This window comes from Fictibacillus nanhaiensis (assembly GCF_036213205.1).
GTDB lineage: Bacteria > Bacillota > Bacilli > Bacillales > Fictibacillaceae > Fictibacillus > Fictibacillus nanhaiensis_E.
The window spans coordinates 1-12,805 of the sequence record NZ_JARMFC010000002.1 but is presented as its reverse complement, the minus strand read 5'-3'; the positions used below and the strand labels follow the sequence as shown (position 1 = coordinate 12,805).

Annotated in this window: 8 protein-coding genes, 15 tRNA genes and 1 rRNA gene; 23 read left to right on the top strand and 1 reads right to left on the bottom strand. The window is 40.6% G+C overall.

The annotated features are described in order from the left end of the window. Positions 1-137: 137 nt before the first annotated feature. The 19 genes from rrf to P4V41_RS03580 all read left to right on the top strand — a co-directional run bounded on the left by rrf (position 138) and on the right by P4V41_RS03580 (position 8,071). Positions 138-253 (top strand): 5S ribosomal RNA (gene rrf / locus P4V41_RS03670). Positions 254-263: 10 nt separating this feature from the next. Further along, positions 264-338 (top strand) — tRNA-Asn (locus tag P4V41_RS03665). 4 nt (positions 339-342) lie between these two features. After that, a tRNA-Ser gene (locus tag P4V41_RS03660) sits at positions 343-434 on the top strand. Positions 435-461: 27 nt separating this feature from the next. After that, positions 462-536: transfer RNA gene (locus P4V41_RS03655), tRNA-Glu, on the top strand. Between the two features lie 24 nt (positions 537-560). Then, positions 561-636 (top strand) — tRNA-Val (locus tag P4V41_RS03650). Between the two features lie 157 nt (positions 637-793). Next, positions 794-870 (top strand) — tRNA-Met (locus tag P4V41_RS03645). 89 nt (positions 871-959) lie between these two features. After that, positions 960-1,035 (top strand) — tRNA-Asp (locus P4V41_RS03640). Positions 1,036-1,079: 44 nt separating this feature from the next. Next, positions 1,080-1,155 (top strand) — tRNA-Phe (locus P4V41_RS03635). Positions 1,156-1,163: 8 nt separating this feature from the next. Further along, positions 1,164-1,239: transfer RNA gene (locus P4V41_RS03630), tRNA-Thr, on the top strand. A gap of 82 nt (positions 1,240-1,321) precedes the next feature. After that, positions 1,322-1,406, top strand: a tRNA-Tyr gene (locus P4V41_RS03625). A gap of 17 nt (positions 1,407-1,423) precedes the next feature. Further along, positions 1,424-1,497: transfer RNA gene (locus P4V41_RS03620), tRNA-Trp, on the top strand. 14 nt (positions 1,498-1,511) lie between these two features. Continuing rightward, positions 1,512-1,587: transfer RNA gene (locus tag P4V41_RS03615), tRNA-His, on the top strand. Positions 1,588-1,596: 9 nt separating this feature from the next. Next, positions 1,597-1,671: transfer RNA gene (locus P4V41_RS03610), tRNA-Gln, on the top strand. 59 nt (positions 1,672-1,730) lie between these two features. Next, positions 1,731-1,805: transfer RNA gene (locus P4V41_RS03605), tRNA-Gly, on the top strand. 12 nt (positions 1,806-1,817) lie between these two features. Next, positions 1,818-1,892, top strand: a tRNA-Cys gene (locus P4V41_RS03600). Positions 1,893-1,919: 27 nt separating this feature from the next. Next, positions 1,920-2,004: transfer RNA gene (locus P4V41_RS03595), tRNA-Leu, on the top strand. Between the two features lie 124 nt (positions 2,005-2,128). Further along, positions 2,129-4,315, top strand: a complete 2,187-nt coding sequence (locus P4V41_RS03590; RefSeq protein ID WP_328083478.1) for an ATP-dependent helicase — start codon at positions 2,129-2,131, stop codon at positions 4,313-4,315. A 190-nt stretch (positions 4,316-4,505) separates the two neighbouring features. Continuing rightward, positions 4,506-6,962 carry a YhgE/Pip domain-containing protein gene (locus P4V41_RS03585; protein WP_328083477.1) on the top strand — a complete coding sequence of 819 codons (2,457 nt, stop codon included), beginning with the start codon at positions 4,506-4,508 and terminating at the stop codon, positions 6,960-6,962. Between the two features lie 431 nt (positions 6,963-7,393). After that, a complete protein-coding gene (locus P4V41_RS03580; protein WP_328083476.1) occupies positions 7,394-8,071 on the top strand; it encodes a hypothetical protein in 678 nt (225 codons plus the stop codon). A gap of 336 nt (positions 8,072-8,407) precedes the next feature. Here the strand turns inward: P4V41_RS03580 and P4V41_RS03575 are convergent, their stop codons facing one another. After that, the gene (locus P4V41_RS03575) at positions 8,408-9,061 is read right to left on the bottom strand and encodes a B3/B4 domain-containing protein (protein ID WP_328083475.1); all 654 of its coding nucleotides are present in this window, start codon (positions 9,059-9,061) and stop codon (positions 8,408-8,410) included. Between the two features lie 76 nt (positions 9,062-9,137). On the opposite strand from P4V41_RS03575, the gene queG reads away from it, so the two are divergent. From queG to trmL, 4 genes are all read left to right on the top strand, one after another. Next, positions 9,138-10,283, top strand: a complete 1,146-nt coding sequence (gene queG / locus P4V41_RS03570) for a tRNA epoxyqueuosine(34) reductase QueG (protein WP_328083474.1) — start codon at positions 9,138-9,140, stop codon at positions 10,281-10,283. 59 nt (positions 10,284-10,342) lie between these two features. Beyond that, complete coding sequence (locus P4V41_RS03565) at positions 10,343-10,879, top strand: methylated-DNA--[protein]-cysteine S-methyltransferase (protein ID WP_328083473.1); 537 nt, start codon at positions 10,343-10,345, stop codon at positions 10,877-10,879. Positions 10,880-10,947: 68 nt separating this feature from the next. Beyond that, positions 10,948-11,829: an amidase domain-containing protein gene (locus tag P4V41_RS03560; RefSeq protein ID WP_328083472.1), complete on the top strand. Its 882-nt coding sequence runs from the start codon at positions 10,948-10,950 to the stop codon at positions 11,827-11,829. A gap of 85 nt (positions 11,830-11,914) precedes the next feature. After that, the gene (gene trmL, locus P4V41_RS03555) at positions 11,915-12,388 is read left to right on the top strand and encodes a tRNA (uridine(34)/cytosine(34)/5-carboxymethylaminomethyluridine(34)-2'-O)-methyltransferase TrmL (protein ID WP_328083471.1); all 474 of its coding nucleotides are present in this window, start codon (positions 11,915-11,917) and stop codon (positions 12,386-12,388) included. Positions 12,389-12,805: the final 417 nt, after the last annotated feature.

Sequence of the window (12,805 nt, the reverse complement as noted above, 5' to 3'; positions counted from 1 at the left end):
GTTGATAGGTCTGGTGTGGAAGCGTGGTTACACGTGGAGCTGACAGATACTAATCGGTCGAGGGCTTATCCTTAAAAAGCATAACGTTTGGAAACGTCGTATCTAGTTTTGAGAGAACATCTCTCAATATAATTTGGTTCAGTGATGATGGCAAAGAGGTCACACCCGTTCCCATACCGAACACGGAAGTTAAGCTCTTTAGCGCCGATGGTAGTTGGGGGTTTCCCCCTGTTAGAGTAGGACGTCGCTGAGCCAATACATATTCCACAGTAGCTCAGTGGTAGAGCTATCGGCTGTTAACCGATCGGTCGTAGGTTCGAGTCCTACCTGTGGAGCCATATTGGAGAGCTGTCCGAGAGGTCGAAGGAGCACGATTGGAAATCGTGTATACGGTCAACCCCGTATCAAGGGTTCGAATCCCTTGCTCTCCGCCAGATACATACTCTCTAAAAAAAACAACTGGCCCGTTGGTCAAGCGGTTAAGACACCGCCCTTTCACGGCGGTAACACGGGTTCGAATCCCGTACGGGTCACCACTTATACATAATGATTTTAAATATGGAGGATTAGCTCAGCTGGGAGAGCACCTGCCTTACAAGCAGGGGGTCGGCGGTTCGAACCCGTCATCCTCCACCATTAACTTTTATATCATATATATCATCGCGGGGTGGAGCATGGAGCATAAGCTTCGGTGAAATCACAGCGACATGTCTCGACGGATACACATCAAAGAATTACGTGTAGAGGAAGAGACGACATACTATCGGATTCATCATCCGATACTTACAATCATCGCGGGGTGGAGCAGTCTGGTAGCTCGTCGGGCTCATAACCCGAAGGTCGCAGGTTCAAATCCTGTCCCCGCAACCAATTTTATTTCATGATCAAAGTCGAGATTACTTCTTGACCATGAAATATCAGTAGCACCCATAGGGTGCAACCAATTTTATTTCATGAATGGACTCGTGGTGTAGTGGTTAACATGCCTGCCTGTCACGCAGGAGATCGCCGGTTCGACCCCGGTCGGGTCCGCCATTTTTATTTAAACGGTGGCTTTATAACACCAAGAATTTTTTCTTGGCTCGATAGCTCAGTCGGTAGAGCAGAGGACTGAAAATCCTCGTGTCGGCGGTTCGATTCCGTCTCGAGCCACCATTTTTTTTGCCGGTTTAGCTCAATTGGTAGAGCAACTGACTTGTAATCAGTAGGTTGGGGGTTCAAGTCCTCTAGCCGGCACCAGTTTTTTCTTCCTGAATTGGAACAAAAAACTTGTTGAAAAACAGGGTGATTATATTTTATAATAAAACCTGTCTTCATTTGTGGAGGGGTAGCGAAGTGGCTAAACGCGGCGGACTGTAAATCCGCTCCCTCCGGGTTCGGCGGTTCGAATCCGTCCCCCTCCACCATCTTTTATTCCTTATATAGGGGCATAGTTTAAAGGTAGAACGAAGGTCTCCAAAACCTTTGGTGTGGGTTCGATTCCTACTGCCCCTGCCAATTTTAATACTGTGGCGGTCGTGGCGAAGTGGTTAACGCATCGGATTGTGGTTCCGACATTCGGGGGTTCGATTCCCCTCGTCCGCCCCATTTGAATTTTGGGCTATAGCCAAGCGGTAAGGCATCGCACTTTGACTGCGACATGCGTTGGTTCGAATCCAGCTAGCCCAGCCATTTTTATTTTTATAACATAAGATGATTTTAACAACATATTATAAGTTAATTAAATGTTTGCGGAAGTAGTTCAGTGGTAGAATACAACCTTGCCAAGGTTGGGGTCGCGGGTTCGAATCCCGTCTTCCGCTCCATTTTTGTTTTCTGGCGGCATAGCCAAGTGGTAAGGCACGGGTCTGCAAAACCCTTATCCCCCGGTTCGAATCCGGGTGCCGCCTCCATAAATTCCAATTTAAAAAGATTCAAATGCCGGTGTGGCGGAATTGGCAGACGCGCACGACTCAAAATCGTGTTCCTTCTGGAGTGTCGGTTCGACCCCGACCACCGGTACCATTTTACTTAACTTAACATTTAAACTTAAGACTTCTCACCTTTGTGGGGAGTTTTTTTATTTGCTTTTAAACTTTATACTTCAATTAACGATGAATATATTCAAGTTACGAAAGGGTACTGATCAATGAGAGATTTCTTCAATAAAATGAAAAATGATCTAGGCATTATTTTAAATGATGTTCAAAAGAATGCTGTTATGAAGACAGAAGGACCCCTTCTATTACTTGCTTCACCTGGTTCTGGAAAAACAACCACAGTCATTATGAGAATCGGTTATTTGATTATGGAAAAAGGAGTTCATCCGTCGCGTATCAAGGCTGTTACATTCAGTAAGGCGTCAGCTAATGACATGAAAGAGCGTTTCACAAGATTTTATCCTGAGCTTCCTTCTGTGGACTTTTCAACTATTCATAGCTTTGCTTTTGAGGTAGTCAGGAATCATTATAGAAAATTAGGAATCCCCTTTACAATTATAGAGGGTGATCACGATTCAGATGAAAAGGCAGGTTCGGCAGGAAACTTTCAATACAACAAAAAACTTATGCTAAGACATTTATTCAAGTCCGTTGTTGGGGAAAACGTAACCGAGGATCAAATGGAGGAGCTAACCACTTATATTAGTTATATTAAAAACAAAATGATACCTATCGAACGTTGGTCAGAAGTTTCTTGTGATGTTCCAAAGGCTGAAGAGATATTTAAACAATATGAGGAACTCAAACGTTCTGATTCGCATCATGTGTTGTTAGACTTTGATGATATGCTCACAATCGGAAATGATGTATTAGAAAAGAATGCGCAGGTGTTACGTCATTATCAAAACAGATACGACTATTTCTTAACCGATGAAAGTCAGGATACGTCGCTTGTGCAGCATTCCATTATAGAAAAAATGGTTTCTACTCATAGAAATTTATGTGTTGTGGCCGATGATGACCAATCCATCTATAGCTGGAGAGGTGCTGAGCCTTCCTACTTACTTAAATTTAAGGAAAAGTACAGTGATGCATCTATTTTGTTTATGGAGCAGAACTATCGCTCATCTGAGGATATCGTTAACGTTGCTAATTCGTTCATTAAAAGAAATAAAAATAGATATGAAAAAAATATGTTCACTCAAAATCCTTCGCAGCAACCGATTGAAGTGAAACATCTCGTGAATTTTAAGGAACAATCAAAATACTTGGTCCTGGAACTTAATGACGATGTTCATCTAAAAGAAATCGCCATCTTATATCGAAATAATTCGTCATCTATTGGTTTGATGAATGATTTTGATCGTGCAGGAATTCCTTTTTATATGAAAGATGCCGATAATCGTTTCTTTTCACATTGGGTGGTTCAGGATATATTGAATTTTATGCGTATGGCCTTTACCGATAAGCGGCCAGACATTTTAGAAAAAATTCATTTGAAGTTTAATGGTTATATAACCAAGCAACAGATGCTAGCTTTAAAGCAATTGAACAATAACGATTCTGTATTTGATAATCTGCTAAATCATGTGAAATTGCAGGAGTATCAAGTTAAACTTCTGAAGACAAGTAAAGAAACGTTTAAAGAAATGAAAGATATGAAGCCTCTTGGAGCTATACGGGTGATCAGAGATGGTTTAGGTTACGATAAGGCAATTGAAAAGATCAGTAAGAGCCTTGGCTTTCGAATGGATTATTTAGTGGGCATCTTAAACACACTAGAAGAAATTGCAACAGATCTTGAGAGCCTTCAGGATTTTGCTGAACGCTTAAAACACCTCGAAGTTGTTTTGAAGACAGCAAAAAAGAAGAAGGGACATGAAGCCATAACACTTTCTACTTTTCATAGTGCTAAAGGGCTCGAATTTGAGAAAGTGTATATGATTGATGTAGTGGATGGAATCATACCATCTAAAGAAGATCGCACGGACCATCTATTGTTAGAAGAAGCAGCTCGGTTATTTTACGTAGGGATGACTCGTGCCAAGAAACAATTAACCTTAGTTACGTATCCATATCGAGATGGGAAAAAAGTTGAAGAGTCTGTGTTTGTTACGGATGTAAAAAACTTATTAGATCCGACAAGATTGATGAAATCTGAACCCATAAAAAAACAAGTGAAAAAGATAAATGGAGTTCCTTACAATCCGAATAGTATTAAAAAGAAGGAAGAATTACAAGTTGGTCTCACCATTACTCACCGTGTATTTGGACCTGGAGAAATAACTGAGCTCAGTGAAGAATTCGTGACGTTAACCTTTCAATCCAAAGAAAAGAAATTATCACTCAGCACCTGTTTAGATATGGGACTATTAGAGCCGTTGATTCACACTTAATATACATTTTTTTATCTAATCTTACATTATAACAGGACTTACTACCTTAATATTATTTAATATTTTACAATTTTCTGATAAATAAGAAGGATTTATTCTTGTCTCTTTCGAATAATACATTCTAGTAGAAGTGAATACCTGTTCATTTTTACAGAATGTATTTATTTTTGGGGAGAACGGGGGTAAAGGGATGAACGCTTTTCGTTTGTTTATGGCGGAAATGGCGAAGTTGGCAGGTAAAAAGGGTCTGCTGATCTCAGTCATTGCCGCGTTGCTTGTACCGGTCGTCTATGGTGGTATACTTCTATCACCAAAATGGGGACCGTATGACAACTTGTCGAACTTGCCTGTTGCTGTAGTCAACAAGGACAAGGGTGCATTATCGGACGATGAACCGATCAATGTAGGAAAAGATTTGGTCGCAGACTTAAAGGAAGGAAAAGATCTCGGTTGGGAATTTGTAAGTGATGAGGAAGCAAAAGAAGGCCTCGATAGTCTTAAGTATTACATGGTTATTGAGATTCCTGAGGATTTCTCACAAAGAGTAACAACCGTTTTAAGTGATAACCCAGAGAAGCTTCAACTTACGTATATTCAAAACGAAGGATTAAACTTCATGGCAGCACAAGTAACAAGAAGTGCGACTGAAAAGCTAAGAGAAAAACTAGGAGATAAAATTACTGAGAAGTATGCGAACAATATGTTTGCCAGTCTCGGTGATGTATCTGAAGGATTTCAATCAGCTGCAGACGGATCTGCAAAATTAAATACGGGGATGACAGATCTTCGTGATGGAACAAACACACTTTTGAAATCGCTTACAAATAAAGCTGCTGATATATCAAAGCTTGCAAGTGGTGCAAAAGAACTTAAAAATGGTGTAGGACAGATGGCAAGCTCTCTTTCAGCGAAACAGCCGGATATTAGTAAACTGGCTAACGGTTCATCGCAACTAAGTGCTGGTACGAAAGAACTGCTTTCGTCCCTTCAATCTAAGTCGGGTGATATTTCGAAGCTCGCAGCAGGTTCAGCTGCAGCGAATGAAGGGACAGGACTTTTATTACAAAATTTAAAAGATAAACAATCAGGAGTAAAAGATCTTGCAGCTGGTGCAAAACAGCTCGGGGAGAACATACCTCAATTAAAAGCAGGGACAACGGGGATCTTAACGGGACTGAAAGGTGTTCAAAGTGCGATAAAGAACGAAATCGCACCTGGAACACAACAGATTTCTCAAGGTGTTGCTCAAGTGGCAGTTGAATCTGCAAACCTAGGTAAGGGGCTGCAAGCTTTGTCAGCAGATCTTCAAGCTTTCTTAAAGCAGCATCCGGAACTGCAAAATGATCCTGCTTTTATGAAAATTTATGGTACAAGCCAAGCTATTACGACAGCTGCAACTGATCCTGCAAAAGCACAAAAGCTCCAGGCACTACAACAGGGAGCTGAAAAAATCGCGGGAGCTTTTACCGCAAATGCTGTACCTAATCCAAAGTCTGTCGCTGATGGGGTAAATCAGCTTGTAGCTGGCCAAACGTCAGTGGATAACGGTGTTGCTACATTAAGCCAAAAGGTACCTTTGCTTCAACAAGGGACCGCGTCTATTGAGAGTGGCTGGAACACGATGGTAGGTAAGGTAGGAGAGCTGCACGAGGGAACTTCGCAGATTGCTGCAGGAAACCAATCGGTCAATACGGGTTGGACGTCTCTGACAAAAGGCGCATCACAGCTTAATGATGGCGCAAGCCAAGTATCAGCAGGTAACTCTTCTGTTGAAAAAGGATGGCGTGATCTGACATCCGGTGCGACAAAGATTAACGCTGGTATGTCACAAGTTAGTGATGGAAATGCAACAGTTGAAAAAGGCTGGGGCGACTTAACGGAAGGTGTTACAAAATTAAATGATGGTGCAGGGAAATTAAATGATGGAAGTAACGAGCTATCATCTGGCCTTAAGGATGGTGCTGAAAAAACAGGAGCGATTAAAGCGGCGAATGATAAGAACTTGAGCATGTTTTCTTCTCCTGTTGAATTGAAGAGTGAAACGGTTAATAAATATCCACTCTATCGTGATTCAACAGCTCCTTATGTTCTTTCCTTAGCGTTGTTTGTGGGCATCTTAATCATGTCTATGTTTATCAACTTTAAGAAGCCTGAAGGAATTTCAGCATTCTCTTGGTTCGGTGCTAAATTCATGAACCTAGGTGCACTTGCTGTTGTACAGGCATTACTTCTTTCAACAGTCGTTTTACTTGTCTTAAATGTGAAGACCGGAAACCCACTTGGCTTTATAGCTTTTGCGGTTTTTGTAAGTTTAGTATTCACAGGAATTGTCTTATTGTTTGCGTCGTTAGGAAACATCGGACGTTTTATTGCGTTCGCTTTAGTGATCTTGCAGCTTTCAACGACGGGTGCAAACTTGCCGATCGATATGCTGCCAGAGAACCTGCGCTCATTGAGTGAATTCTTGCCGTTCACGTATTCAATAGCAGGGTTTAAAGCATTGATCTCATTAGATAGCACAAGTTCTGCTTTTTCAAATGTGGGTGTGTTGTTCATTTATCTATTAAGTTTTAGTTTATTGTCGATCGCAGTCTATCTGTTTGCAAAAACAAAAAGTGAACCGAAAAATCTAGATTTAGCTGGCTGACAATAATCTCATAATGTTATACAAAGTTCCTGGCAACTCAAGCCGGGAACTTTTTTGAATCTTCTTCTTGTACACTGAATATGTAGGTGTAAAGGAGGTTATTACTCTGATGTATAGAGACCGGCGTGCCACAGTCTGCCTGATTTTAATTACCGTCTCCTTCGTTTCAATCCTCTTTATTACTGCTGATATTTTTCATTACATGCACATGATTAATGGACTGATGATCAGACTTTTTCAATCTTTTCGCTTGTTGTTGGTCATGATCATACTTTTTGTATTTTCTATCCTTGTATTATTTCGATATTTATAGATAGGATAATATTCCCCTTTTTTAAGGGGTTTTTATTTTTATGAAAAAGCATATTGTTTTTTTAAGAAAATAAAATAGTTCCAAAGCCATACATATCTCATCATAAGGGGGAGATTTTATGAAGTGGGAATTATCGATGTTTAAGAAGAAGTGGGTCTACTTTAGCTTAATGGCGCTGGTTTTAGTAGCAATTACCGCTTTTTCAGCGCACGCAATAGGTTACAACAAAGCTTCTGTTCTTCTCAAAGATAAAAAGGTTGTAGCAGGTGAAATTGATGGTGAGATCAAAGAATGGCAAAAAGAGTTAGAAAGTATAGAAGAAAACGTTGAAGCGATGGAAGAAGAGGAAAGCAGTAAACAAGCTGAATTGGATGGTCTTCAAATACGGTTTGATGAAGTTACTGAGATGGTAGGCCAAAAAGAAGCGATTCAATTAGAAGTGGATGAGTTAGGTACTCAAGTAAATGCAAAGAAAGATGAATTGAAAAAACTTAGCGGGGAGATCGCAAATAAACAAAATGAACTTGATACATTAAATAAAGGCATTCTAATTAAGAAGAAGGAGCCACGAACATTAGTAGCCGGCGTTTTTATAGTGGGTAAAGACATCGCTCCAGGGAGATATAAAGTAGAACCAGTGAATGGGTTTGGAAATTACTTTGTGAACGGGGGAAGTAAAGTCAATATCATCTTAGGCAGAGGGGATGACCTGTTTCTTCCTGAATATGTGTTTGAATTGGATGAAGGGGACGAGATTGAAGCAACATTGTCCGTGAGATATACGTTAGTAGAGTAATAAAAATATTTAGGCAGGTGATTTTTTTTTAAGAAAGTTTAAAGAACTTGTCATAAATGTCCTACTTGCTGCTTATATATAGAACAAGTTAGTTGTAGGTTTTAATGCAGGGCTTCGTTGATCCAATGAAGCCCTGCATTTTTTTTATTATAAAGCGCAATTTTTATATATTGACGAGTTTTCCTATTTTATTGAAACTTTCACACAATATATTCACCAATTTCCACATTATAATGACGAGTTTGTATGCTATATCGACGAGTCTACATCATTCGACATCAGCTGTATTTAATAAAAAATTGTAGCCAAATGAGCTTTTCGTATTTAAACAACTGTTTAAATCACCTGAATCTCAGCACTTCCGCCGTTCACTTGAGTGAACATCTTGGCCATAGATTCCAAGAGTTCATAAGCTTCACTTTTATCCATAGATGGCTGTAGGTACACGACATGCAGAGCATTTTTAACACTCTCATCCACCATCGTGCGCTTTGAATCGACGATTGGGCTGCCAAAGGCACCAACATCGTCTCTAGACAGCAACTTACCTTTCATATTCATCTCACGTCCGTTTAATCCTTCATATGTATCTTCAGCACTACCAATACGAATCTCCACTTCACCATGAATCTTATCTAGGTTATAAAGACCGATCGGAATCGCAAATCGAATTGAGAAAAAGTTGTTTACATCGACGCCAGAATTGATCGGAGGTAGGTCCTTTCCGCTTAACACCCTTCGTAACAACGCTTCTGAAGCGGGACGATATCTAGAGGGATCAATTCCTAATGATTTGAATACTTTGCGATACTCTACGACACCAGGGTAATCGGCAACATTTTTTTCTTCAAGTCGGAGGGATTCTGTAAATAGCTGGAACCTGCCTTTAATCATTTGCGGTGATTCGCTAATCGCGATATTATGGTATGTAATTGTGCCTATTTTAAAATTCGGGACAAGTTCGTTTAGTTTAGGATTAATTGTGATCATCATGTAACCCCGTTTCTTTTTTATGTAATTGTAGTTTATCATATTTGTGGAAAATAAATGTAAAGGAGGGATATGCGTGACAAGTGCCCAGTTGAAGGAAGAGATCGTTGCATATAGTAAAGAAATCGGAATCGACAAAATTGGCTTTGCACATGCTGATGTATTTGCTGAGCTCAAAGAACGTCTCCGATTACAGCAAGACCTTAACTATCAATCAGGATTTGAAGAAAGTGATATTGAAAAAAGAACAGAGCCTGATCGGCTTTTGTCTGGAGCTTCCAGTATTATTTCGATCGCTCTCGCATATCCCTCCAGGATGAAAGATGCTCCAAGAAGTGTTCGAGGTGAACGCAGAGGAATTTTTTGCAGAGCATCATGGGGTAAAGACTATCACCATATATTAAGAGAAAAGCTCTCATTGCTGGAAGCTTTTATTATAGAAAAAATTCCAGAAGCCACTGTGAGATCGATGGTAGATACAGGTGAACTATCTGATCGGGCTGTTGCGGAACGGGCCGGAATTGGATGGAGTGCAAAAAATTGTGCGATCATGTCACCGGAGTTTGGTTCTTATATGTATCTCGGAGAAATGATTACAAACATTTCATTCCCTGCAGACACTCCAATGGAAGATCAGTGTGGTTCGTGTAACAAATGTGTCGATGCGTGCCCGACTAACGCTCTTGTACAGGGAGGACAGCTTGATTCGTCAAAATGTATCGCCTTTTTAACGCAAACGAAAGGATTCCTGCCTGATCAGTATAGAGATAAGCTCGGAAACCGTTTATATGGGTGTGATACGTGTCAGACAGTATGTCCTAAAAATAAGGGAAAAGATTTTCATCATCATGTGGAAATGGAACCTGACCCAGAGATTGCGAAACCCCTTTTAAAGCCATTGTTGTCGATGAGCAATAGAGAGTTCAAAGAAAAATTCGGCCATGTTTCAGGCAGCTGGAGAGGGAAAAAGCCTATTCAGCGAAATGCGATTATCGCTTTAGCTCATTTTAAAGATGAAACAGCAATTCCGGATTTATTAAAGGTCCTTAAACATGATCCACGACCTGTCATAAGAGGAACTGCAGCATGGGCGATTGGTAAGATTGGCGGGGAAAAGGCGGAGTTAGAACTATTATCTGCAAAAGAGCGTGAAAAAGACGATTTGGTCACGTTAGAGATTGAAAAGGGACTGAAAATGGTCCGAAATCATGAAATTTCGTAATCGCATATGTTTGAAGTGTCCGATATAGTAAGGTCAAGTAATGAAAAGAAGGGATAATTATGTGTCAGATTAAAACGTTACTCTATTACGAAGAAATGGAAAGCGTAATCGGACCGTTAACAATCATTGCAACGGAGAACGGAATCTGCCGTCTCGATTTTGGTTCAATGGAGGATAACCTTCCAACTTTACGTTCATGGATGGCGAAACATTTTATTAAAGGAGAACTTATACGCTCTCCTGAACGATTGGATGATGCCGTTCAACAACTACACGCTTACTTTGCAGGCAACTTGCATGAGTTTAGTGTGAACTATGATTTATTTGGTACCGCTTTTCAAAAAAAGGTATGGAACCAGCTTACGAGTATTCCTTATGGCGTAACTTGTTCGTATAAGGAAGTGGCTCAAGGCATTGGTGCACCAAAGGCTGTTCGAGCTGTAGGCAGCGCGAACAACCAAAATCCCGTACCTGTTTTTATTCCATGTCACCGAGTGATTGGAAGTAATGGAGCACTTGTAGGCTATGGCGGGGGATTAGATAAAAAAGAAATATTGTTATCGATCGAACAGAACAGCTGCAAGAAGACATCCTAGAGAGCCCTTAAAGGGTTCTTTTTTTTGATATCTCACTCATATGTTAGTAGAAGCAGGAGGGATGTCTGATGTGGATGGAAACACTTAAAGCTTATATCCAAAACCAATCTCAATGGATGATACATGCAGATGCAGACGGAAGAGGTTTCTTTTTACGAGAAGAACAAGAGAGCTTTATTCGAAAAAAACAAATGTATACCGATAGAAATGCATTTATCGTGAACAATCAAACGAACGGAAGCGTATTACGAACGACCGAGTCTGAGGATCAGGTTCAGGTGAATTATTTGGTGCATTATAGCTTCTTGATCAAACATGGGTTTGATTTCTATGTGGAAGAGATCTCTCAAGAGCGACGTGCTACTTTTCAAGATGGGGATATGAAAAGTGATGAACCTGTGAATGTGGAAGGTAACTACAGAGAACTTCCAAAGATCGAGCGGGAGAACGAATCGATCGCACCAACGAAGGGCGGTTATGATAGACTTGCTGCTGTACGCTATGCAGAGAGATGGTGGAATACGTTTAATCCTGCCTATAAATCTTTTGAGAATGATTGCACGAATTATATTTCTCAAAGTCTACATGCAGGTGGCATACCGATGACTTCTCAATCTATTAAATCGAAGGGCTGGTGGATGCGAAATAATTCTTGGAGCTATAGTTGGTCAGTAGCCAATGCAATGAGATGGTATTTGAGCGGCTCAAAATCAAGTCTTCAAGCGCAGGAGAAATCAGCGGCGCATCTTCTTTTACCTGGAGACGTAATCTGTTATGACTTTGATGGAGATGGCCATTATCAGCATACGACGATTGTGGTCGCAAAGGATCCTTCTGGAGAACCACTCGTAAATGCTCATACAACAAACAGCAGAATGAGATATTGGGGTTATGAAGATTCAACGGCGTACACAAAGCGCATTCAATATAAATTTTTTCATATTCTTTAAGAAGAAGCTTGCCTTCAGAGAGTGATATTCCAAAAAAAGTGCTATAATAAGTACTTATTGGAATATTGTTTTTGAGGTGAGCTTTTTGGCTATACATGTTGTTTTATTTGAACCATTAATTCCTGCGAACACAGGAAACATCGCACGTACGTGTGCAGGAACAGGTGCACATCTGCATCTCATTCATCCACTTGGGTTTTCATTGGAGGACAAATACTTAAAGCGTGCTGGCCTTGATTATTGGGAGCATGTGAAATTGTCTCATCATGATTCTTTGGATGCTTTTTATAATGAATATCCAGACGGAGAGTTTTACTATATCACCAAATTCGGTGAACAGACATATTCAAACTTTGATTACTCTGATTCGAAGAAGGATGTTTTCTTTGTTTTTGGAAAAGAAACGAAGGGACTTCCGCGTGAAGTGATCGATTCAAACATGGAAAGGTGTCTGCGCATTCCGATGAATGAACACATTCGTTCATTGAACCTTTCGAATACAGCTGCGATCTTAATCTATGAAGCGCTGCGTCAACAAAGTTTTGGAGAGTTGAAATAAGCTGTTTCCGACTGTGAGAGGTTAATTTCCGTTCCAGGTGACCGCTTTACACGGGGAAGGCGGTGAGCCACATTCGTACGTTTCACTCTTAAGTGTCTCACTTGTCTAGTGGCAGTGACTAGCCCCTCGAGGTCAAAAGCTAAATGATCCAGAAGGCAAAGTGCCCCTTCCCAGCTCATTTCCCTTTTGCTTGTCGGGGCTAAACGAGCCACTTCCACTTTTCGGCCTGCCCGCCTGTCCCACAGGACAAGGAAGGCTACGGCAGCGACACATCGCACGAAGAAAATTTGAAGTTCAATTTTCGAGGAGTCTCCCACTTTACACTCCAATTAACTTGTCAATAATGAACAAACACAATGCCATATCTTAGTGAAAATAAAAAAACGTCCTGATTGAAAATGATCTGAACCCAAAAAG